We start from the raw sequence: 20210 nt of genomic DNA, 5'->3' as shown, positions 1-20210 counted from the left end.
ACGGCTGACGAGTGGCGTCAAGCCGCGTTGTTCGACCGGAGCCGGGCCCGGTCGCTGTACCCCTCTCTCACTCGGCTCGCGGGAGGCCGCTCCGTCCGGCCACGCGTTCAGCGGCGCATGTCGAGCCGGCCGCCCACGAAGTCGTACACCGCCTCATACACCGCCCCCGGCGCGTCCAGATGCACGTCATGCCCCGCCCCCGCCACCACCTCAACCCGTGTCCCCGGGCGGCGGGCCTGCATCTTCTTCGCCTCCTCAGCCGGCATCGTGCCCTTCTCGCCCCGCAGGACCAGCGTCGGGCAGGTGATCCAGGACCAGTCCGACCAGTAGTTCTCCGTCGCCAGTTCCCTCACCGCTGCGATCATCGTGTCGCGGTCCACGCGCGGGTGGTAGCCGTCCTCCCGCCTCTCCAGGCCGCGTGTCCATGCCTCGTGGCCGAAGAAGGACGTCGCTGCGGAGAAGGTCGGGAACGGGGCCGGCCAGCTGTCCAGCCATCGCGCGATGTCGCCCGGCAGTGACGGGTTGGCGCACGCCGGGCCTGCCTCGATCAGGGTCAGGTGGGTGACCAGGGTGGGGTGGCGGGCGGCCAGGAGGAGGGCGGTCAGGCCGCCCAGGGACTGGCCGATCAGCGTCACGGGGGGCAATCCCAGACGGTCGATCAAGGCCACCGCGTCCGTGACCGCCGCCGCGCGGGTCATGTCCGCCGGGGTGCGTGTGCTCGCGCCGTGGCCCCGGGCGTCGTAGCGGATCACTCTGTGACCGTCGGACAGGAGGAGGGGGATCAGGTCGTCCCATTCGCCCATGTGGCCCGCCAGGCCGTGGAGGAGGACGATCGGCGGGCCCGGGGTGTCGGCCGGGCCCTGGTCGTCGTAGGCGATGTCCGTGCCGTCCGGGGTCGTCAAGTAGCGCACACGGCAGTGTTGGCCGGACGGCCCGGCCGGCGCCAGTCGATATGCAGTCGGCGCTCGGCTCGGGCCTCCGTGTCTAGTGGTGCGGTGCCAGGTCGGCTCGGCCGAACAGCAGGGCGTAGCCCGGGGGGAGTTCGGCGAGGATGCGGGTCGTCAGGTCCTCGCCGATCAGGGGCGGCAGGACGCTCAGGACCGAGCTGACGTCCCAGCGGGCCGTGGCCGGGGTCGCACCCTCGATGCGGGCCGCCACCGAGTCCACGAACTCCGCTGCCGTCAGGCGGCGGGTGGCCGGGATCTGGGAGGCGACCACGCAGGCCGCCTGGGGCGGGAGGGACTGCGCGAGGGCCACGCGTTCCTCGCCGATCACCTGGCCGCCCAGTGCCGACAGGACGATGCGGGTGACCGTCTCGGCCTCCGCTCTCGTCGGGTACTGGCCCATCTCCTTCACCGCATCGGTCAACGCCCGCCAACCGTCGTCCCCTGCCGTGGCCTTGCGGGGCATCGGCGGGGCGGGGGTCGGTGTCCTCAACGGCGTCGTGTTCGGCAGCAGTGTCGTCGTGTTCGGCACCGTCGTCGTCATGTGCGGCGTCCTCCTCCGGGTTCCCGATCGTTCGCGCGCGCCGGGCTGTGTCGAGCCGTGGCGCCCGTAACCGAATCCCCTGCCGGGCGGTTCGTACACGTCTCACATCTCGGATATGGCGTGAAACCCTCGCGTGTGAGGGTGAGGGCCGACGCGTTGCGCGGGTCGGGGCCTCCTACCGGCCCCGACCCGTCACCGGCCGCGCTCAGCCGTTCAGTTGCTTGCGCTGCCCGCCGGCTCCGCTGATCTGGATACGGCGCGGCTTCGCCTGTTCCGCCACCGGGATGCGCAGGGTCAGGACGCCGGCCTCGTACGACGCGTCGATGCGTTCGGTGTCGAGCGTCTCGCCGAGGAACAGCTGGCGGGTGAAGGTGCCGGTGGGCCGTTCGGCGACGAGCACCTCCGCGTCCTGCGGCGCGGGCGACCGGCGCTCGGCGCGGACGTTGAGGACGTTGCGTTCGACGTCGAGTTCGATCGACTCGGGGTCGATGCCGGGGAGGTCGAAGTGGACCAGGAAGTCGTCCCCGGACCGGTAGGCGTCCATCGCCATCGCCGTCGGGCGGGCCATGGCGCCGAAGACCTGCTGCGTGACCCTGTCGAGCTCACGGAACGGGTCGGTACGCATGAGCATCACTGGTCACTCCCTTCGATGCCTACGTGCTGTACGTGGTGCCTCATGCGGGGGCTTCCCTTTTTATATAGCTCCGGGGAGGAAAGTTGACAAGGGGAGACTCAGGAACAGGTCGCTGCCGTGCCGGGTTAACCTCGGGGCAGACCGACACAGGAGGCAGGCATGGCGAAGGTTCCCAGCTCGGTGATCGCCGCGGGCGGGCTCGTCGGCGGGTACGGCGTGGCCCGCTGGACCAAGAAGCGGCAGCTCGGCGGGGCCGTACTGGCCGTCGCCGGTGCCGCCGCCGCTCAGCAGTGGCGCGCCCGGGCCGGCGGCAGGGCCGCGGGTGCGCTGACCGCCGCGTACGTCGCCGCCTTCGCCGGGTCGCACCCGCTCGCCAAGAAGGTGGGCGCCTGGCCGGCCGTCTTCGGTGTCGCGGGCGCCGTCGCCCTCGCCTCCTGGGCCGTCGCCGACCGCGACACCGGCCGGCCGTAGGCGACCGGCGACCGGCGACCCGGTAAGCAACGCCCGGCGACCAATGGCAACGCCCGACGCCCACGGTGACCCACCGCGGGCGTCAGCGTCACAAACCCGTCAGGCCCGTCGGCCCCGTCGCCCCCGTCAGCCCTACGCCGTCGCCGTCCTGGACCCCGGACGCCCCGACGCCGTACCGGCAGCACCGGCCGCGCCCGACGCCTTCTTCGCCACCGCCGTCAGCGGCTCGGCGATGTCCTCCAGCGAGCGGCGTTCCGCGTTCACCGCGAGGAACGCCGCCACCAGCCCGGCCACGCACATCAGCGCCGCGCCGATGGAGAACGCCAGCACCGTGTCGCCGACCTCGCCGGTGCCCGTGAGGTCGGCGAACAGCATGGGTCCGCTGATGCCGCCGGCGGCCGTGCCGAGGGCGTAGAAGAAGGCGATGGACATCGCCCGCGTCTCCATCGGGAAGATCTCGGACACCGTCAGGTACGCGCTGCTCGCGCCCGCCGAGGCGAAGAACAGCACCGCGCACCAGCAGGCGGTCAGGGTCGTCGCGTTCAGGTGGCCCTGGTCGAACAGCCAGGCCGTGCCGAACAGCAGCAGGCCGGACAGCAGGTAGGTGGAGGCGATCATCACCCGGCGGCCGACCGTGTCGAAGAGCTTGCCCAGCAGCAGCGGGCCGCAGAAGTTGCCGACCGCGATGACCGCGAAGTAGTAGCCGGTGTGGTCGGACGGCACGTCGAAGAACGTCGTCAGGATCGCGCCGAAGCCGAAGGTGATCGCGTTGTAGAGGAACGCCTGGCCGATGAAGAGGGCGAAGCCGAGGATCGAGCGGCGGCGGTAGCGGGCGAAGACCGTGCGGGCGATCTCCACGAACGACACGCTGCGGCGCTGGTGGATGGTGATCTCGCCCTCGGGCTCCGGCAGCCGCACGCCGCCCTTGTCCGACTCCACCTGCCGTTCGATGGAGGAGACGATCTCCTCCGCCTCCCGGTCCCGGCCGTGGATCAGCAGCCAGCGCGGGCTCTCCGGGACGTGACGCCGTACGAGCAGGATGACCAGGGCGAGGACGGCGCCGAGCGCGAAGGTCAGCCGCCAGCCGACGTCCTTGGGCAGGATCGCGGTGTTCAGCGCGAGGATCGACAGCAGGGAGCCGCCGACGGCGCCCAGCCAGAAGCTGCCGTTGATCATCAGGTCGACGCGGCCGCGATAGTTCGCCGGGATCAGCTCGTCGATCGCGGAGTTGATGGCCGCGTACTCGCCGCCGATGCCGAAGCCGGTGAGGAAGCGGAAGAGGAAGAACCACCAGGCGTCGAAGGAGATCGCGGTGAGGGCGGTGGCGGCCAGATACACCGCCAGGGTGATCATGAAGAGTTTTTTACGCCCCCAGCGGTCGGTCAGCCGGCCCCAGAACAGGGCGCCGGCGCAGGCACCGGCCACATAGAGGGCCGCGGCGGTGCCGGTGATCTGGCCGGAACTGATGTCCAGTCCGCTGCCGGACTCCGACAGCCGGCTGGCGATGTTGCCGACGACGGTGACCTCGAGGCCGTCCAGGATCCAGACGGTGCCGAGGCCTATGACGATGGTCCAGTGCCAGCGGGACCACGGCAGGCGGTCGAGACGGGCGGGGATGTTCGTGGTGACGGTACGGCCGGTCTCGGCCTCCGCGGTGGTCATGGGCACCCTCCTCCTTGAGCGGACCGCTCGTTCGGGTGCCCGGCCGGCGCTGCTTTACGCTCCCAGCGCCTGCGTCACGACGTAGATCAGCAGGCCGGCCAGGGAGCCCACGACGGTGCCGTTGATCCGGATGAACTGCAGGTCGCGGCCGATGTGCGCCTCGATCTTGCGGGTGGTGTGCTCGGCGTCCCAGCCCGCGACGGTGTCCGTGATGAGGGAGGTGATCTCCTTGCGGTAGGTGGTGACGACGTGCACGGCCGCGCCCTCCACCCAGCGGTCGACCTTGCCCTGCGTGGCCGGGTCGGACGCCATCCGGGCGCCGAGGGCGAGCAGGGAGGAGCGCACCCGCAGCCGCAGTTCGCTGCGTTCGTCCTCCGCCGCGGAGACGATCATGGAGCGGACGGCGGTCCACGCGGACGCGATCAGGTCCTGGACCTCGCCGCGGCCGAGCACCTCGCCCTTGAGCCGCTCCACCCGGGAGCGGGTGTCGGTGTCGGACTGCAGATCGCCGGCGAAGTCGGTGAGGAAGCGGTCGAGGGCGCCGCGCGCGGGGTGCGAGGGCATGTCGCGCATCTCGGCGCAGAAGCGCAGCAGTTCCTTGTAGACGCGCTCGCCGACCTTGCGGTCCACGAACCGCGGGGTCCAGCCGGGCGCGCCGCCCTGCACGGCGCCCATCACCGAGTCGCCGTGCAGCACCAGCCAGTCGTGGGCGCGGGTGACGATCAGGTCGACGACGCGTTTGTGGCCGCCGTCGGCGACGACCTTCTCCAGCATCTTGCCGAGCCCCGGGCCGATCTCCTGGGCGTTCGCGCGACGGGTGATGGCCTCGCCGACCACCGCCTGCACATCGGAGTCGCGCAGCACGGTCAGCGCGCCGCGCAGGGCCGTGGACAGTTCGGCGGTCACCCGGTCCGCGTTCGCGGGTTCGGCGAGCCAGGCGCCGAGCCGGCTGCCGATGCCGACGGCGCGCAGCCGCTGCCGTACGACGTCCTCGGAGAGGAAGTTCTCGCCGACGAACTCGCCGAGGGAGATGCCGAGCTGGTCCTTCTTGTTCGGGATGATCGCGGTGTGCGGGATGGGCAGGCCGAGGGGGTGGCGGAAGAGGGCGGTGACCGCGAACCAGTCGGCGAGCGCGCCGACCATGCCGGCCTCGGCGGCCGCGGCGACGTAGGCCGCCCAGGCGCCCGCGCCGGACTCGTCGGCCCACTTGGCGAGGACGTAGACGACGGCGACGAGGACGAGCAGACCGGTCGCGGTGAGTTTCATGCGGCGCACGCCGCGGCGGCGTTCCTCGTCGGCGGGGCCGAAGGCGGTCATGGCGCGCGTGGGCGTCTCGCCGGCCTTTATCTCCGTTTCCATCCGCTCCGTCCGCTCCGTCCGGTCCATCCGATCATGGTTTCTTCACCCATTGTCTCTTTCCGGATCCCTCCTGCCCTGCAGGAGCGACTCCGGGGGCCGGTGAAAGGTTCCCGGCCGGCCGTCGACCCGGGGGCAACGGGGGGCTGTGCGCGGTGCTTTCTTCCTCATGTCGCATCATGAGGTGATCCTTTCGGAGTACCGGGCACCCGACCCGGGCTCCCGTTGTCCGAGGAGACACATACCCCCATGGCCAGGCGTCACGGTTATGCCCTGCTCTGCGCGATCGTCGCCCTCATCACGGTCGTGTCCGTCGGCATCTATGCCGCCGTGAACGACGGCTTGCCCGGCCGGGCCGGGACGGCCTCCACGCCGTACGACTCCGCCCACCCCGCCTCCACCGGGCGGTGGGTCGGCTCCTGGTCCGCCTCGCCGTCCGGTCATGAGCCCGGTACCGACGCCAGGGGCGTGGCCGGGCGGTCGGTGCGCAACGTGGTGCACACCGGCGTCGGCGGTACGAGTGCCCGGATCACGCTGTCCAACCTCTACGGCCGGACACCGCTGACCCTCACGGACGCCTCCCTCGCCGTCGCCGCCGGATCCGGCACGGCCGCGGCGCGGCCCGGCAGCATGCGGCGGCTGACGTTCGGCGGGGCCACGCGGGTCGTCGTCCCGGCCGGCGCCGAGGTGGTCAGCGACCCCGTGCGGATCGTGCTCCCACCGGACAGCGATGTGCTGGTCAGCACCTACTCCCCCACCCCGTCCGGACCCGTCACCATCCACCGGGTGGCACGGCAGATCTCCTACGCCGCCGACGGCGACCACACACAGAGCCAGAGCGCCGATCCGTACACCACGCTCGTGCCGTACTGGCGCTACCTGACCGCGCTGGACGTGCTGAGCGACACCTCGGACGGCACCGTCGTCCTGCTCGGTGACTCGATCACCGACGGGTCGGGGTCGACACAGGGCGCCAACCGGCGCTGGCCGGACGTGCTCTCGGACCGGCTGCGGGCCGCCCTGCTCGACGGCCGGGACGTGCCGCGCTACGCGGTGGTCAACGCCGGTATCAGCGGCAACCGCGTGCTGGTCGACGGGGACGGCCTGTCCACGGACAACCCCAGCGCCCTGCACCGCTTCGAGCGGGACGTGCTCGGCCGCCCCGACGTGAAGGCCGTCGTCATCGACCTCGGCGTCAACGACATCCTGCGCCCGCGTACGCCCGCCGCCCCCGAGCGCATCGTCGAGGGGCTGCGCGCCCTGGTGCGGCAGGCCCACGCGCACGGGCTGAAGGTGATCGGGGCGACGCTGACGCCGTTCGGCGGGCACGCCTGGGACACCGAGGAGCGCGAGACCGTACGCCGGCAGGTCAACGCGCAGATCCGCGCGGGCCGGGTGTTCGACGCGGTGGTCGACTTCGACAAGGCGCTGCGTGATCCGTACGACCCGCGGCGACTGCGGGCGGAGTACGACTGCGGGGACCACCTGCATCCCAGCGACCGGGGGTACCGGCGCATGGCGGAGGTGTTCGACCTGCGGGAGCTGACAGGCGGGCCCGCCGCGGTGCAGCGGGCGGCGGCCTGACCACGAGGCGCCTCGGGGCAGGGGGGCTGCGGCCTGACCACACGGCACCACGGTCCCGTCGGCGCCCGGTCGGACGCCTGGTACTCCCCGCCGACGGACGCCCAGTAGTCCCCGTGGCCGGACGCCTAGTACTCCCCGTGCCTCCTGCGCTCCCGGTCCTCCCGGCGTTCCTCCCGCCGTTCCTCCCGGCGTCGGCGGTGCAGGTCGCGGTGGTCGTCGTGCAGGCGGCGGTGGGCCTCGCGGACATCCTCGTGGAAGCCCGACTGGATCTCGCGGAGCGTCTTGCCGCGGTCCAGCTTCTCGCGGCGGCGCTCCTCCTTCAGGCGCAGCCGCTCCGCGCGGGGCAGCTTGCGTTCGACGCCGACTCCGCCCCAGAAGGCGAAGCCGGTGACGATCACGCGGGGGCCGCCGGGGTCGCCCACGACGTCGGCCTCCGTCTGGTCGAAGCCGCCCATGACGCCGATGCCGCGGACGACGACCTCGACGCCGGGCGGTACGACGATGTTCACACCGCCCATGATCGCCACGCAGTTGATCACGACCTCACGGTCCGCGAACACAGCGTCCCGCAGGTCCAGTTCGCCGCCGCCCCAGAAGGCCACGCAGTCCATGCGGCGCGGCACCGTCCAGCGGCCCTTGCGCTGGAAACCGGACATGACGGCCACGGCCCACTGCGAGGAGCCGTCGCCGCCGACGATCCGGTCCCGCCAACCCCCGCTCTCCTGCGGCTCCTTGGTCAGGCAGACCGCCGGGGCCGGCGCGCCCGCGGCCGGCAGGTCACGGGTGATCGGGGCCAGTTGGCCGTAGGTGCGCGCCTGGTACGTCGCGTCGAGCCGTTCTTCGAACTCGGCCATGTCCAGGCGCCCTTCGGCGAGGGCGTCCCGCAGGATCTCGGCGACCCGCTCGCGATCGGCATCGGACGCGCGGAGGTCCGGGACTGCGTCGTCGGTCATGCCAGCAGCCTACGAGAACCACCGGTCGGCGGCTACGAAACCGACTCCTCGGCCGGACGGGGCGGCTGCCCGGCGGGACGGGACGGCTGCTCCGCGTACATCCGCGCGATCACGGCCTCGATGTCCGGCTCGCGCACCGACAGATCCACCAGCGGGTACCGCGTCGCGAGCCGGGCCACCAGCGGCGCCGCCGACTCCGACGCCGGGAACGCCAGCCACTGGCGCGGGCCCTCGACCCGTACCACCCGGGCGGGGGCGGGCGCGTCGATCGGCGGGAGTTCGCGTTCCAGGTCGATCACGAGCGTGCGCTCGCTCTCGCCCGCCTCGTGCAGTCCGGCGAGCGGGCCATCGTACATCAGACGGCCGTGGTCGATGACCATGACCCGGGAGCACAGTTGCTCGATGTCCTGCAGGTCGTGCGTGGTCAGCAGGATTGTCGTGCCGCGTTCGGCGTTCAGGTCCCGCAGGAAGGCGCGGACCTTCGCCTTCGACACGACGTCCAGGCCGATCGTCGGCTCGTCCAGGTACAGCACCTCGGGGTCGTGCAGCAGCGCCGCCGCGATGTCGCCGCGCATCCGCTGGCCCAGTGACAGCTGGCGGACCGGCACGTCCAGCAGCTCACCCAGCTCGAGCAGTTCGACACAGCGCTCGAGGTTCTCCCGGTAACGGGCGTCCGGCACCCGGTACATGCGGTGCACCAGCCGGTAGGAGTCGATGAGCGGCAGGTCCCACCACAGCGTCGTGCGCTGCCCGAACACCACGCCGATGCGGTGCGCGAGCCGGGTGCGTTCGCGGGAGGGGTCGATGCCGGCGACGCGCAGCCGGCCGCCGCTCGGGGTGAGGATGCCGGTCAGCATCTTGATCGTGGTCGACTTCCCGGCGCCGTTCGGGCCGATGTAGCCGACCATCTCGCCGCGCGCGACGGTGAAGGACAGCGCGTCGACGGCCCGCACCTGCCGCCGCTCCCGCCGCAGGAACCCGGTCCTGCGGCGGACGTCGAAGACCTTCTCCACCCGGTCGACCTCGATGAACGGATCGGTCATGCCCCACTCCACTCCCTGCGCTCCGCTACGACGGCCGCCTCCCCGTGCTCCGCCACGCCCCTCAGCTCCCCGTGCTTCGCCACGCCCGTCAGCTCCCCGTGCTCCGCCACGCCCCTCAGCTCCCCGTGCTCCGCCACGCCCGTCAGCTCCCCGTGCTCCGCCACGCCCCTCAGCTCCCCGTGCTCCGGTACGCCCGCAGCCCCGCCCGCCAGGCGGCCGCGGCCAGGGCGCAGCACACCACTGCCACCAGCGGGGGCGCGAACGCCACCCAGCGGGGCAGGTCCAACGGCATGGGCAACCCGAGGACGTACGCCGCCGGCACCCAGTTCACGAACGCCAGCGGCAGCACGAACACCACCCCGCGCACCAGCTCCGTGCCGAACACCGTCGGCGGATACTGCAGCAGCGTCGTCCCGCCGTAGGTGAAGGCGTTCTGCACCTCCGAGGCGTCCTGCGCCACGAACTGGAAGGCCGCGCCCGCCACGAACACCGCGCAGAAGATCACCCAGCCGCTGAGCAGCATCACCGGCATCAGCACCAGCCGCAACGGTGTCCAGTCGATGTCCAGCCGCAGCAGCGCCCAGCCCAGCACCAGCGCGCCCTGGGTGACCCGGCCCAGCCGGCGCAGGCCGAAGCGGTCGGCGGCGATCTGCGCCAGCACCGGCGCGGGACGCACCAGCAGGATGTCGAGGGTGCCGTCGCGCACGCGCCGGCCGAGCCGGTCCATCGAGCCGATCGCGAGGTCGGCCCCGCCGAAGGCGACGGAGGAGGCGCCGTAGAGGAAGGCGACCTGGGTGAGCGAGTAGCCGCCGAGGGCGTCCACGCGGGAGAACATCAGCAGGATCGCGACGAAGTCCAGGCCGGTCAGCGCGAAGTTGCCGAGCGTGGTCAGCGCGAAGGAGGTGCGGTAGGCGAGAGTGGAGCGGATCCACATCGCGGCGACCAGGCGGTACGCCCGCGCCGCCGCTCTCACACGGCCCGTCTCAGCCACCTTGGACCACCACCCTGCGGGTCGCCACCGACTGCACGACCCGTCCGGCCGCGAGCAGCGCCGCGGCCCAGCCGGCCTGGAAGGCGTACGTCGGCCACGGGTCGGCGTGTCCCAGCAGCACGTCGGCCGGGGCCTGGAGCAGCGACGACCAGGGCAGTGCGCGCATGACGTCGCCGAGCGCGCCCGGGAACAGGTTCAGCGGCAGCATCATGCCGGAGCAGAAGGTGCCGGTGATCATCAGCATCTGCAGCACGCCGGTGCCGTCCAGCAGCCAGAACGCGGTGAGCGCGATCAGGTAGCGGATGCCGAAGCCGACCACCATCGCCAGCGCCACGGCGACGAGGAAGGCGACCCAGGTCGCGGCGTGCGTGGGCAGGGCCACCGGGAAGAACAGCGCGCCGAAGGTGAAAGGAATCACGCCGCGGCCGAGCAGCTGGAAACAGGCCCGGCCCAGATCGGCGGCCAGCCACCACAGCTGCAGGTCGGCCGGGCGGTACAGGTCGATGGCGATGTCGCCGGTGCGGATACGCTCCATCAGCTCGTCCTCGACGCCCCCGCCGCCGAGCGCGAGGGTGGACAACAGCGCCTGCCCGAGCCAGACATACGTCGTCGCCTGGGCCTGGTCGTAGCCGCCGAGGTGTGGTTTTTCGTCCCACAGGGCCAAGTAGGTGTATACCAAGATCAACCCGAAGACGGTGTTCGTGAACACTCCGGCGACCGTGGCCGCCCGATACGTCGCGTACCGTCTGAAACCGCCTACCGCGACGGCCGTGTACAACCGCCCCGCTCCCACGCCGACGACCTCCCGGCTCGTCCCGGCACCGAAGCGCAGGAGCCTAGTGCGTGTCCGCCGCGGTCCGCCACGCGTTTTCCGGCCGGAGGCGGAGCGGGGCGGGGCCCCCCGGGAACGGAACGCCCGCTGCGAGAGTCTTCAATGGGGGCGCCGGTGGCGTAAGTGGGCGCTGACGGCGCATGTGGGCGCCGGCAGGCGTAGTAGGCCGTACGAGAACGTACGACGCGAAACAGGAGTCCGTGCACGAGATGAGCGACGAGCCGCAGCAGCCGAACCCGGGCTCGGCGAAGCAGGAGCCCGGGCCGGGCGCCGACCCCAAGGCCGCCCGAGTCGCCAGGGCCGCGCGTGCGGCGGCGGCCGCGAGGGCGGCGGGGGCCGAACGGGCCGACGGGACCGCGGGGGCCGACCGGCAGGCCGACGGGGCCGGGCGGGACGCCACCGACGGCGGGACCGGACCGGCCCCCGGCACGCAGGCCGACGCGGCCGGGCGGGCCGACGGCGCTGGGCGGGACGCCAAGGCCGCCGGAGGCGCCAGGGGCGGGCAGGCCGCCGACGCCGCGCGGACCGCCAAGGGCACCGGAGCCGGACAGGCCGCCGAGGCAGCACGCACCGCCAAGCGCACCGAAACCGGACAGGCCGACGAAGTCGGGGGCGCCGGCAAGAGCACCGCAGTCGGACCGGTCTCCGGCACGCGGGCCGCCAGGGCCGCCAGGGCCGGGCGGGACACCGCGCCCGCACCCGAGGGTGACTCCGACACCACCCAGGTCCTCCGCGCCGTCGGCACCGGGCGGCAGCCCAAGGGCACGCGTGCCCCGGGCGGCGCACAGACTCCGGCAGCCGAGTCCGCCACGGCGGGACCGGCCACCGGCGACACGCAGGCCACCGGCAAGGCCACCGGCGGCGCAGACCGTCACCCCCGGGCCACGCGGTTCGCGTCGCGGGGCGCAGGCGCCGTGTCGGCCGGAAGCGCCGCGGGCGCCGCCGTATCGTCCCCGGGCGCCACAGGAGCCGTACCGCCCGCGAGTGCGGCCGGCGGCGTACCCCCCGCGAGTGCCGCGGGCGCCATGTCCTCCCCGCTGGCCACCGGTTCCGCCCGTGGAGCCGCAACCACCCGCGGTGCCCGCAGCGCACCCAGCACCGCCACCACCCAGGCCACCGCCCCGGCCACCGCGGCCGCCCAGGCCGGCGCCACCGCGCACGCGGCCGGAACCGGCGGGGCCCCGCACTCCCCCGCGTCCACGCGTACCGCCGCCGGAGCCACCGGCCCCGCCGCGGCCACCGCGGCCATGCAGGCCACCGGCGCCGGAGGGACCGGCGGGACCGGCGACGACAGGGGGACCGGCGGCGGAGGAGGCTCCGGCGGCGGCAAGAAGGGCAAACGGCCCCGCCGTACCGGATGGCGGCGGCTGTTCCCGACCTGGCGGATGCTGCTCGGCACCTTCGTCATCGGTGTGCTGGCCGTGGCCGGGGCCTTCTTCCTCGGGTACTCCATGGTGAAGATCCCCTCGGCGAACGCGGTCGCGACCAAGCAGGCCAACGTGTACCTGTACGCCGACGGCAGCGAGATCGCCCGCGACGGCGACGTCAACCGGGAGAGCGTCTCCCTCGCCCAGGTCTCCAAGGCCGCACAGCACTCCGTGCTCGCCGCCGAGGACCGCGACTTCTACACCGAGTCGGCCGTCGACCCCAAGGCCATGGTCCGCGCCGCCTGGAACACCGCCACCGGCAAGGGCAAGCAGTCCGGCTCCACGATCACCCAGCAGTACGTGAAGAACTACTACCTGGGCCAGGAACAGACCGTCACCCGCAAGGTGAAGGAGTTCTTCATCGCGATCAAGCTCGACCGCGAGACGAGCAAGGACCGCATCCTCGAGGGCTACCTCAACACCAGCTTCTTCGGCCGCAACGCCTACGGCATCCAGGCCGCCGCCCGCGCCTACTACGGCGTCGACGCCGTCGACCTGGACGCAGCCCAGGGCGCCTACCTCGCCTCCCTGCTCAACGCCCCCAGCGAGTACGACGTCGTCGCCCACCCCGAGAACCGCCGCGCCGCCGAAGCCCGCTGGAACTACGTCCTGGACGGCATGGTCAAGAAGGGCTGGCTGCCCCAGGCCGAGCGGACCGGGATGAAGTTCCCCGCGCCGAAGCAGGCCACCGCACCCACCAGCATGTCCGGCCAGCGCGGCTACATCGTCGACGCCATCAAGGACTACCTGCGCGACAACAAGATCCTCGACCCCGACGACCTGGAGCGCGGCGGCTACCGCATCACCACCACCCTGCAGAAGGACAAGCAGGACGCCTTCGTCCAAGCCGTCAACGACAAACTGGTCAGCAAGCTCGACAAGAAGAACAACAAGGCCGACCGGTACGTCCGGTCCGGCGGCGCCTCCGTCGACCCGAAGACCGGCAAGGTCGTCGCCATGTACGGCGGCATCGACTACGTCAAGCAGTACACCAACGGCGCCACCCGCGGGGACTTCCAGGTCGGCTCCACCTTCAAGCCGTTCGTGTTCACCTCGGCCGTGGAGAACGGCGCCACCACCCAGGACGGCCGCCCCATCACCCCCAACACCATCTACGACGGCACCAACAAGCGGCCGGTCCAGGGCTGGGACGGCGACAGCTACGCCCCCGAGAACGAGGACCAGCGCTCCTACGGCCCCATCACCGTCCGCGAGGCCACCGACAAGTCCGTCAACGCCGTGTACGCGCAGATGGCCGTCGACGCCGGCCCCGCCAAGGTCAAGCAGACCGCGATCGACCTCGGCCTGCCCACGGACACCAAGGAGCTCTACGCCTCACCGTCGATCGCACTCGGCGTGGCCAACGCCAGCGTGCTGGACATGGCCGAGGCCTACGCCACGCTCGCCAACCACGGCAAACACGGCACGTACACCCTGATCGACAAGATCACCAAGGACGGCGAGACCGTCCCGTTGCCCTCGCGGCAGACCCGCCAGGCCGTCAGCCGCGAAGCCGCCGACACCACCACGGCGATCCTCCAGAGCGTCGTCGACAACGGCACCGCGACCGCCGCGCAGGCCGCCGACCGCCCCGCCGCGGGCAAGACCGGCACCGCCGAGAAGGACACCGCCGCCTGGTTCGCCGGATACACCCCGGACCTCGCCACCGTCGTGTCGGTGATGGGCCAGGACCCGGACACCGCCGCCCACAAGCCGCTGTACGGCGCGCTGGGCCTCGACCGCATCAACGGCGGCGGCGCGCCCACCGAGATCTGGGCGCAGTACACCAAGGACGCGCTGAAGGACACGCCCGTCAGCGACTTCGACCTGGAACTGGAGGACGGCGCGGACACCCCGCAGGCCCCGCCCAGCGACCCCGGCCAGGACCAGACCGGCACGGTCGGCGGCACCGACGGCGGCACGACCGGCGACACCGGCACGACCGGCGGCCAGGGCACCCAGGGTCAGCTCCAGGGGCAGACGCAGGGCCAGACCGGCGGCACCCCGACCACCGGCGGCACCGGCACCAACGGCGGCACGACCGGCGGCACCCCGACCACCGGCGGCACCGGCACCAACGGCGGCACGACCGGCGGCACCCCGACCACCGGCGGCACCGGCACCAACGGCGGCGGAGGCACCACCGGCGGCCAGGGCACCACGGGCGACACCACCGGCGGCGGGGGAACCGCCACCGGCGGGGGCACCGACGGCGGGGGCGGCACGGACACCGGAACGACCAACGGCGGCACGTCCCCCTAGCCAGGGCTCCATCGGCCCGTTCAGTGGCCGGACGTCGCCTTCAGCCCCACGACGGCGACCAGCAGCAGACAGATGAAGAAGATCCGGGCGGCGGTGGCCGGCTCATCGAGCACCACCATGCCGAGCACCGCCGCACCGGCCGCGCCGATGCCCACCCACACGCCGTAGGCCGTACCGATGGGCAGGGAACGCGCGGCGTACGACAGCAGCACCATGCTCACGACGATGCCGGCACCGGTGAACACGCTCGGCCACAGCCGGGTGAATCCCTCGCTGTACTTCATCCCGACCGACCAGCCGACCTCGAGCAGACCGGCGACGACAAGCAGAACCCAGGCCATGACGGCACCTCCGGAAGATCACTTCTGAACGGGGGTGCGTCGTCTTTGCGATGAGCCCGGTACGGCGCGTCTCGTCGGGCGGTCTCCTTCGAAGGTAGCAAAGGGCAGCACAAAGGGGCTGGTGACCATGGTCACCAGCCCCTTCAGGACCGTCAGGTCACAGATACAGGCCCGTGGAGTCCTCCGAGCCCTCGAACCGGTCGGCGGCCACCGCGTGCAGATCGCGCTCGCGCATCAGCACGTACGCGATGCCGCGCACCTCGACCTCCGCCCGGTCCTCCGGGTCGTACAGGACCCGGTCGCCCGGCTCCACGGTCCGCACGTTCTGCCCCACCGCGACGACCTCCGCCCAGGCCAGCCGCCGGCCGACCGCCGCCGTGGCCGGGATCAGGATGCCGCCGCCGGAACGCCGCTCACCCTCGCTGGTGTCCTGCCGCACGAGGACGCGGTCGTGCAGCATGCGGATGGGCAGCTTGTCGTCGTGGGTGCTGTCGTTTCTGTTGGCGCTCACGCCACTGAACCTACCTGCCTGAACCGGATGCCTACGCGGGTGGGTGGGTCAGCCCCTACGGCGCCGGGTGCTCAGCGTGAGCAGACCGACGACACCGACCACGGCCAGGGCGACGGGCACCACGCGCTCCAGCCGGGGCGCTCCCTCCTCGTCCGTGAACTGCGCCTTCACCTCCGTGACCACCCGGTTGACCTGGACATAGGCCCGGCCCACCGTGTGGTCGAGGTTGGCGACGACCTTGGCCTTCGCGTCCCCGACGATCGTCTTCGGGTGCACCCGCACCCCGATCTCGTCCAGCGTCGCGGCCAGCACCTGACGACGGTGCCTGATGTCCGCCTCGATCTGCGCCGGGGTTCTCGTGTCCGACGTGTCCGCCACCGTACGGCCTCCGAAGTAAGAGGATGCTGTTGTGGACAGTCTGTCAGTTCCTGGTCCCGCCGCACTGTCAGGACCCCCGGTTACGCTAGTCCGATGAGCGAGCGACTCCAGCCGGGGGACGTGGCCCCCGCCTTCACCCTGCCCGACGCCGACGGCAACGAGGTGTCCCTGGCGGACCACAAGGGCCGCAAGACCATCGTCTACTTCTACCCCGCCGCGCTGACGCCGGGCTGCACGAAGCAGGCGTGCGACTTCACGGACAATCTCTCGCTGCTGGCCGGCGCGGGCTACGACGTGATCGGCATCTCCCCCGACAAGCCGGAGAAGCTGGCGAAGTTCCGCGAGCAGGAGTCCCTGAAGGTGACTCTCCTCGCCGACCCCGACAAGGAGGTCCTTCAGGCGTACGGCGCCTTCGGCGAGAAGAAGCTCTACGGCAAGACGGTCGTCGGCGTCATCCGCTCGACGGTCGTCGTCGACGAGGACGGCAAGGTCGAACGCGCCCTGTACAACGTCAAGGCGACGGGCCACGTAGCCAAGATCATCAAGGACCTCGGCATCTGAGGAACGTTTGAGCAGGCCGGCGGCCCGCCCCGGGGGAAACCCCGGTGCGGGCCGCTTGCCGTTCCCGGCGTGACTGTCGGATAACCCAATCGTTACTCCGTGTGAGTCACGAACGCGTGACCGGGACGGAGGGGGCTCGATGGGGGCCAGTGCGTACACCAGGGAGCGGCTGGAGGAGGCGGCTCGGGGGGCGCGGACGTTGTCCGAGGCGTGTGTGAGGTTGGGGGTGGATCCGCGGAGCTCGACGCGGCGGTATGTCCGGGAGCGGATGAGGCGGCTTGGGGTGGACACCTCGCACTTCGAGCGCGAGGTGAAGTGGACGAGGGAGGTGCTCGAGCGGGCGGTGGCGGCCTCCACGAACATGTGCGAGGTGCTGCGGCACCTGGGGCTGGAGGTGGTGGGCGGCCACCACACGCACATCAGTCGGCGTGTGAAGGCGTACGGGATCGACACATCCCACTTCCAGGTGCCCACTCGCCGGGGCAAACCGTGGCGCCCGAGGACGCCGGAGGCCATTCTCGTCGAGCAGGCGGACGGCCAGGCTCGCCGCATTCCGAGTGACCGTCTCAAGTGGGCGATGCAGGCCAAGGGCGTAACGGAGCGATGCGCCGGCTGCGGCACGAAGGCGGTCTGGCAAGGGCATCCGCTGCCGTTGGAGGTCGACCACATCAACGGCAACTGGCGGGACAACCGGATCGAGAACCTCCGACTGCTCTGCCCCAACTGCCACTCCACGACGGACGATTACCGGGGCCGGGGTAAAGGCGGTGTCCGGTGAGAAGGCTGCCACGCCCCGCACCCGATGAGCTGCGCGCGGCGGTCACGGAGTCGATCTCGACCGCCGAGACGCTTCGTCGGCTCGCCCGTCCGGACAGCGACACGCAGCGTGCGCTGCTGCGGCAATGGATCGCCGAGGCGGATCTCTCGACCGCACACTTCCTCGGCCAGGCCCACCAGAAAGGCAGGGAGCGGCCGACCTTCAGCAAGGGGCCGGAGGACATCCTCGTCGAGAACGACGGCACGCGCCGGACGAGAACCCATATGCTCCGCCGCGCACTCCACGAGGTGGGTGTACCGGAGCGGTGTGCGAGGTGCGGAGTCGGCCCTGAATGGCTCGGCAAGCCGATGACGCTGGAGGTCGACCACATCAACGGGGACTGGCGCGACAACCGGCGGGAGAACCTTCGGCTGCTCTGTCCCAACTGCCACGCCGTCACCAGCACCTGGTGCAGAGGAGGTCAGCGACGCCGCAGCGCAGCCCAGTAGAGTAGGCACCGCACTGCGCGCGGCCGTGGCGGAACGGCAGACGCGAGGGCCTTAGGAGCCCTTGGGTGAAAACCCGTGTGGGTTCGAATCCCACCGGCCGCACCGCCCCGCACCTTCGTTTCGAAGGTGCGGGGCGTTTCGCTTCAGCTCACCCCACCAGCTCCCGCACCACCGGCACCAGCGCCCTGAACGCCTTCCCCCGGTGGCTGATCGCGTTCTTCTCGGCGGCCGTCAGTTCCGCGCAGGTGCGGGTCTCGCCGTCCGGCTGGAGGATCGGGTCGTAGCCGAAGCCGCCCGTGCCGGCGGGGTGTCGGCGCAGTACGCCCCGCAGTTGGCCCTCGACGACCCGCTCCGTGCCGTCGGGCAGTGCGAGCGCCGCCGCGCAGGCGAAGTGGGCGCCGCGGTGTTCGTCGGCGATGTCGGAGAGCTGGGCGAGGAGGAGGTCGAGGTTGGCCTGGTCGTCGCCGTGGCGGCCGGCCCAGCGGGCGGAGAAGATGCCGGGGGCGCCGTTCATGACGTCGACGCAGAGGCCGGAGTCGTCGGCGACGGCCGGGAGGCCGGTGGCCTGGGCGAGGGCGTGGGCCTTGAGCAGGGCGTTCTCGGCGAAGGTGACGCCGGTTTCCTTGACGTCGGGGATGTCGGGGTAGGCGTTCGCGCCGACGAGCTCGTGGGGCAGCCCGGCTTCGGTGAGGATGGCCTGGAGCTCGGTGATCTTTCCGGCGTTGCGGGTGGCGAGGATCAAGCGGGTCATGCCGTTCAGTATCCCGGCCGTCTCCGCCGACGTGCTCTCACGGTGTGCAGACCTTGGTGAGTTCGCCTGCCGCGTCGGTGACGGGGGTGAGGTCGGGGGTGTTGTCGCCGTTCTTCACGGCGGCTCGGACGTTGTCGACGGCTTTGCGGAGGTCGTCGACGGCCTTGTTGAGGTCGGTGTTGTCGGTGCGGTCGCCGATCTGGTCGAGGTTCTTGTCGATGGCGGCGAGGGCCTGGTCGGTCTGTGTGGGGTCGTTCGCGGCGTTCTCGACGGCCTGTTGGAGGTCGGTGACGCTGTCGGCGATGGAGTCGGCGGTCTGGACGCAGTCGAGGGCCTTGCCGACGGCGTCGCACCCGGTGGTGAGGCCGGCGGTGAGGGCGACGGCGGCGATGGCCCCGGCGATGGTCGTGGTGATGCGGCGGCCTCGGCTCGCGGCCATGTGCGGTGTCCCTCCCCTGGGCCTCCCCGGCCCCCGTACGTGCTTGCGTGTCGGTATCCGTTCTGACGCGATGGCGGGCGGCTCGGTTGCCCGGGCCGCCCGCCTTTCTTGGCGCGTCTTTTACTTTTCGACGGTGGTGTCGAGCGCGGCGCGCTGGAGTGCGGCGAGTTCGGTGCAGCCGGCGACGGCGAGGTCGAGGAGGGCGTCGAGTTCGTCGCGGGCGAACGGCTCGGCTTCGGCGGTGCCCTGGACTTCGACGAAGCGGCCGTCGCCGGTGCAGACGACGTTCATGTCGGTGTCGGCGCGCACGTCCTCTTCGTAGGCGAGGTCGAGCATGGGGACGCCGCCGATGATGCCGACGGAGACGGCGCTGACGGTGCCGGTGAGGGGCTGGCGGCCGGGCTTGACGAGTTTCTTGCCCTGGGCCCAGCCGATGGCGTCGGCCAGTGCGACGAAGGCGCCGGTGATGGCGGCGGTGCGGGTGCCGCCGTCGGCTTGGAGGACGTCGCAGTCGAGGACGATGGTGTTCTCGCCGAGGGCCTTGTAGTCGATGACGGAGCGCAGGGAGCGGCCGATGAGGCGGCTGATCTCGTGGGTGCGGCCGCCGACGCGGCCCTTGACGGACTCGCGGTCGCCGCGGGTGTTGGTGGCGCGGGGCAGCATGGCGTACTCGGCGGTGACCCAGCCCTCGCCGCTGCCCTTGCGCCAGCGGGGGACGCCTTCGGTGACGGAGGCGGTGCACAGGACCTTGGTGTCGCCGAAGGAGACCAGGACGGAGCCTTCGGCGTGCTTGCTCCAGGCCCGTTCGATGGTGACGGGGCGGAGTTGTTCGGGGGTGCGGCCGTCGATGCGAGACATGGCGTTGAGCCTATCCGGAGCGGCGCGAGGGGCTCCTCCCGTGTGGGGAGGAGCCCCTCGATGGGTGACCGGCTTCGGTCACATCATGTCTTCGATCTCCGCGGCGATCGGGTCGGCGTCGGTGCCGATGACGACCTGGATGGCGGTGCCCATCTTGACGACGCCGTGGGCGCCGGCGGCCTTCAGGGCGGCTTCGTCGATCTTCGAGGCGTCGTGGACCTCGGTGCGGAGGCGGGTGATGCAGCCTTCGATCTCATCGATGTTGTCGATGCCGCCGAGCCCGGCGACGATCTTCTCTGCCTTGCTGGCCATGTTCCGTCTCCCTGAACTACCTGATCCGAACCGCTATGTCGCAGTAACCCACAGTTGGCCCAATTTCGCGAGCGGTCATATCGTCCGTAC

General features: G+C 71.7%; 23 protein-coding genes, 1 tRNA gene and 1 riboswitch. Of the genes, 7 read left to right on the top strand and 17 right to left on the bottom strand.

Annotated features, from left to right (window positions below):
• Positions 1-107 precede the first annotated feature (107 nt).
• The 3 genes from AB0J12_RS28315 to AB0J12_RS28305 form a co-directional block, all read right to left on the bottom strand.
• Entirely contained in the window at positions 108-911 is an 804-nt protein-coding gene (locus AB0J12_RS28315; protein WP_363267300.1) for an alpha/beta hydrolase, read from the bottom strand.
• 73 nt (positions 912-984) lie between these two features.
• Positions 985-1410, bottom strand: coding sequence for a DUF2267 domain-containing protein (locus AB0J12_RS28310; protein ID WP_363267371.1), 426 nt, complete (start codon positions 1408-1410; stop codon positions 985-987).
• A 283-nt stretch (positions 1411-1693) separates the two neighbouring features.
• Positions 1694-2119 (bottom strand): Hsp20/alpha crystallin family protein, encoded by a 426-nt coding sequence (locus AB0J12_RS28305; protein WP_363267299.1) that lies wholly within the window; start codon positions 2117-2119, stop codon positions 1694-1696.
• Between the two features lie 162 nt (positions 2120-2281).
• On the opposite strand from AB0J12_RS28305, the gene AB0J12_RS28300 reads away from it, so the two are divergent.
• Entirely contained in the window at positions 2282-2593 is a 312-nt protein-coding gene (locus AB0J12_RS28300) for a hypothetical protein (RefSeq protein ID WP_363267298.1), read from the top strand.
• 132 nt (positions 2594-2725) lie between these two features.
• Here AB0J12_RS28300 and AB0J12_RS28295 read toward each other — a convergent pair whose 3' ends face one another.
• Positions 2726-4255, bottom strand: coding sequence for an MFS transporter (locus tag AB0J12_RS28295; protein ID WP_363267297.1), 1530 nt, complete (start codon positions 4253-4255; stop codon positions 2726-2728).
• Between the two features lie 54 nt (positions 4256-4309).
• Positions 4310-5614 carry a DUF445 domain-containing protein gene (locus AB0J12_RS28290; RefSeq protein WP_363267296.1) on the bottom strand — a complete coding sequence of 435 codons (1305 nt, stop codon included), beginning with the start codon at positions 5612-5614 and terminating at the stop codon, positions 4310-4312.
• Between the two features lie 246 nt (positions 5615-5860).
• Here AB0J12_RS28290 and AB0J12_RS28285 point away from each other — a divergent pair, with 246 nt between their 5' ends.
• Entirely contained in the window at positions 5861-7195 is a 1335-nt protein-coding gene (locus tag AB0J12_RS28285) for an SGNH/GDSL hydrolase family protein (RefSeq protein WP_363267295.1), read from the top strand.
• Positions 7196-7320: 125 nt separating this feature from the next.
• On the opposite strand, the gene AB0J12_RS28280 is transcribed toward AB0J12_RS28285, so the two are convergent.
• Genes AB0J12_RS28280 through AB0J12_RS28260 form a run of 5 tightly spaced genes read right to left on the bottom strand, consistent with a single transcriptional unit; the run spans position 7321 to position 10975 of the window.
• A complete protein-coding gene (locus tag AB0J12_RS28280) occupies positions 7321-8148 on the bottom strand; it encodes a DUF1707 domain-containing protein (RefSeq protein WP_363267294.1) in 828 nt (275 codons plus the stop codon).
• Between the two features lie 32 nt (positions 8149-8180).
• Positions 8181-9191, bottom strand: a complete 1011-nt coding sequence (locus AB0J12_RS28275; protein WP_363267292.1) for an ATP-binding cassette domain-containing protein — start codon at positions 9189-9191, stop codon at positions 8181-8183.
• Positions 9188-9355: a hypothetical protein gene (locus tag AB0J12_RS28270; protein ID WP_363267290.1), complete on the bottom strand. Its 168-nt coding sequence runs from the start codon at positions 9353-9355 to the stop codon at positions 9188-9190. Before AB0J12_RS28270 ends, AB0J12_RS28275 begins: the two co-directional genes overlap by 4 nt.
• Before the next feature lie 5 nt (positions 9356-9360).
• Positions 9361-10125 (bottom strand): ABC transporter permease, encoded by a 765-nt coding sequence (locus AB0J12_RS28265; RefSeq protein WP_363267370.1) that lies wholly within the window; start codon positions 10123-10125, stop codon positions 9361-9363.
• A 49-nt stretch (positions 10126-10174) separates the two neighbouring features.
• The gene (locus tag AB0J12_RS28260) at positions 10175-10975 is read right to left on the bottom strand and encodes an ABC-2 family transporter protein (protein WP_363267289.1); all 801 of its coding nucleotides are present in this window, start codon (positions 10973-10975) and stop codon (positions 10175-10177) included.
• A gap of 1064 nt (positions 10976-12039) precedes the next feature.
• Here AB0J12_RS28260 and AB0J12_RS28255 point away from each other — a divergent pair.
• Positions 12040-14703, top strand: coding sequence for a transglycosylase domain-containing protein (locus tag AB0J12_RS28255; protein ID WP_363267369.1), 2664 nt, complete (start codon positions 12040-12042; stop codon positions 14701-14703).
• A 20-nt stretch (positions 14704-14723) separates the two neighbouring features.
• Here AB0J12_RS28255 and AB0J12_RS28250 read toward each other — a convergent pair whose 3' ends face one another.
• From AB0J12_RS28250 to AB0J12_RS28240, 3 genes are all read right to left on the bottom strand, one after another.
• Positions 14724-15044, bottom strand: coding sequence for a multidrug efflux SMR transporter (locus AB0J12_RS28250; protein WP_363267288.1), 321 nt, complete (start codon positions 15042-15044; stop codon positions 14724-14726).
• Between the two features lie 33 nt (positions 15045-15077).
• A riboswitch (guanidine-III (ykkC-III) riboswitch) is annotated at positions 15078-15144 on the bottom strand.
• 57 nt (positions 15145-15201) lie between these two features.
• On the bottom strand, positions 15202-15555 hold the full coding sequence (locus AB0J12_RS28245) for a co-chaperone GroES (protein WP_363267286.1): 354 nt from the start codon (positions 15553-15555) through the stop codon (positions 15202-15204).
• Between the two features lie 48 nt (positions 15556-15603).
• The gene (locus AB0J12_RS28240) at positions 15604-15933 is read right to left on the bottom strand and encodes a DUF3618 domain-containing protein (protein WP_363267285.1); all 330 of its coding nucleotides are present in this window, start codon (positions 15931-15933) and stop codon (positions 15604-15606) included.
• Positions 15934-16026: 93 nt separating this feature from the next.
• Between AB0J12_RS28240 and bcp the strand changes: the two genes are divergently transcribed.
• The 4 genes from bcp to AB0J12_RS28220 all read left to right on the top strand — a co-directional run bounded on the left by bcp (position 16027) and on the right by AB0J12_RS28220 (position 17862).
• Entirely contained in the window at positions 16027-16494 is a 468-nt protein-coding gene (gene bcp, locus AB0J12_RS28235) for a thioredoxin-dependent thiol peroxidase (protein WP_363267284.1), read from the top strand.
• A 139-nt stretch (positions 16495-16633) separates the two neighbouring features.
• On the top strand, positions 16634-17272 hold the full coding sequence (locus AB0J12_RS28230; protein WP_363267282.1) for an HNH endonuclease: 639 nt from the start codon (positions 16634-16636) through the stop codon (positions 17270-17272).
• Positions 17269-17760 (top strand): HNH endonuclease, encoded by a 492-nt coding sequence (locus AB0J12_RS28225; RefSeq protein ID WP_363267281.1) that lies wholly within the window; start codon positions 17269-17271, stop codon positions 17758-17760. The genes AB0J12_RS28230 and AB0J12_RS28225 overlap by 4 nt, the downstream gene beginning before the upstream one ends.
• Positions 17761-17779: 19 nt before the next feature.
• A tRNA-Leu gene (locus tag AB0J12_RS28220) sits at positions 17780-17862 on the top strand.
• Between the two features lie 46 nt (positions 17863-17908).
• On the opposite strand, the gene rdgB is transcribed toward AB0J12_RS28220, so the two are convergent.
• The 4 genes from rdgB to AB0J12_RS28200 all read right to left on the bottom strand — a co-directional run bounded on the left by rdgB (position 17909) and on the right by AB0J12_RS28200 (position 20120).
• A complete protein-coding gene (gene rdgB / locus AB0J12_RS28215) occupies positions 17909-18511 on the bottom strand; it encodes an RdgB/HAM1 family non-canonical purine NTP pyrophosphatase (RefSeq protein ID WP_363267280.1) in 603 nt (200 codons plus the stop codon).
• Between the two features lie 37 nt (positions 18512-18548).
• Positions 18549-18950 carry a hypothetical protein gene (locus AB0J12_RS28210; protein ID WP_363267279.1) on the bottom strand — a complete coding sequence of 134 codons (402 nt, stop codon included), beginning with the start codon at positions 18948-18950 and terminating at the stop codon, positions 18549-18551.
• A 120-nt stretch (positions 18951-19070) separates the two neighbouring features.
• On the bottom strand, positions 19071-19808 hold the full coding sequence (rph, locus tag AB0J12_RS28205; RefSeq protein WP_363267278.1) for a ribonuclease PH: 738 nt from the start codon (positions 19806-19808) through the stop codon (positions 19071-19073).
• 78 nt (positions 19809-19886) lie between these two features.
• Complete coding sequence (locus tag AB0J12_RS28200) at positions 19887-20120, bottom strand: PTS glucose/sucrose transporter subunit IIB (RefSeq protein WP_363267277.1); 234 nt, start codon at positions 20118-20120, stop codon at positions 19887-19889.
• Between the last annotated feature and the right edge of the window lie 90 nt (positions 20121-20210).

The organism is Streptomyces sp. NPDC049915 (assembly GCF_040656475.1).
Classification (GTDB): Bacteria; Actinomycetota; Actinomycetes; order Streptomycetales; family Streptomycetaceae; genus Streptomyces.
The sequence above is the reverse complement of the archived record's forward strand: the minus strand, read 5'-3'. Positions and strand labels throughout refer to the sequence as shown.

Excerpts from the sequence above, each read along its gene's own strand:
- AB0J12_RS28310 (WP_363267371.1), bottom strand. The coding sequence starts at position 1,410 with ATGCCCCGCAAGGCCACGGCAGGGGACGACGGTTGGCGGGCGTTGACC.
- AB0J12_RS28305 (WP_363267299.1), bottom strand. The coding sequence starts at position 2,119 with ATGCTCATGCGTACCGACCCGTTCCGTGAGCTCGACAGGGTCACGCAG.
- AB0J12_RS28300 (WP_363267298.1), top strand. The coding sequence starts at position 2,282 with ATGGCGAAGGTTCCCAGCTCGGTGATCGCCGCGGGCGGGCTCGTCGGC.
- AB0J12_RS28295 (WP_363267297.1), bottom strand. The coding sequence starts at position 4,255 with ATGACCACCGCGGAGGCCGAGACCGGCCGTACCGTCACCACGAACATC.
- AB0J12_RS28290 (WP_363267296.1), bottom strand. The coding sequence starts at position 5,614 with ATGGAAACGGAGATAAAGGCCGGCGAGACGCCCACGCGCGCCATGACC.
- AB0J12_RS28285 (WP_363267295.1), top strand. The coding sequence starts at position 5,861 with ATGGCCAGGCGTCACGGTTATGCCCTGCTCTGCGCGATCGTCGCCCTC.
- AB0J12_RS28280 (WP_363267294.1), bottom strand. The coding sequence starts at position 8,148 with ATGACCGACGACGCAGTCCCGGACCTCCGCGCGTCCGATGCCGATCGC.
- AB0J12_RS28275 (WP_363267292.1), bottom strand. The coding sequence starts at position 9,191 with ATGACCGATCCGTTCATCGAGGTCGACCGGGTGGAGAAGGTCTTCGAC.
- AB0J12_RS28265 (WP_363267370.1), bottom strand. The coding sequence starts at position 10,125 with ATGTGGATCCGCTCCACTCTCGCCTACCGCACCTCCTTCGCGCTGACC.
- AB0J12_RS28255 (WP_363267369.1), top strand. The coding sequence starts at position 12,040 with ATGTCCTCCCCGCTGGCCACCGGTTCCGCCCGTGGAGCCGCAACCACC.
- AB0J12_RS28250 (WP_363267288.1), bottom strand. The coding sequence starts at position 15,044 with ATGGCCTGGGTTCTGCTTGTCGTCGCCGGTCTGCTCGAGGTCGGCTGG.
- bcp (WP_363267284.1), top strand. The coding sequence starts at position 16,027 with ATGAGCGAGCGACTCCAGCCGGGGGACGTGGCCCCCGCCTTCACCCTG.
- AB0J12_RS28230 (WP_363267282.1), top strand. The coding sequence starts at position 16,634 with ATGGGGGCCAGTGCGTACACCAGGGAGCGGCTGGAGGAGGCGGCTCGG.
- rdgB (WP_363267280.1), bottom strand. The coding sequence starts at position 18,511 with ATGACCCGCTTGATCCTCGCCACCCGCAACGCCGGAAAGATCACCGAG.
- AB0J12_RS28210 (WP_363267279.1), bottom strand. The coding sequence starts at position 18,950 with ATGGCCGCGAGCCGAGGCCGCCGCATCACCACGACCATCGCCGGGGCC.
- rph (WP_363267278.1), bottom strand. The coding sequence starts at position 19,808 with ATGTCTCGCATCGACGGCCGCACCCCCGAACAACTCCGCCCCGTCACC.
- AB0J12_RS28200 (WP_363267277.1), bottom strand. The coding sequence starts at position 20,120 with ATGGCCAGCAAGGCAGAGAAGATCGTCGCCGGGCTCGGCGGCATCGAC.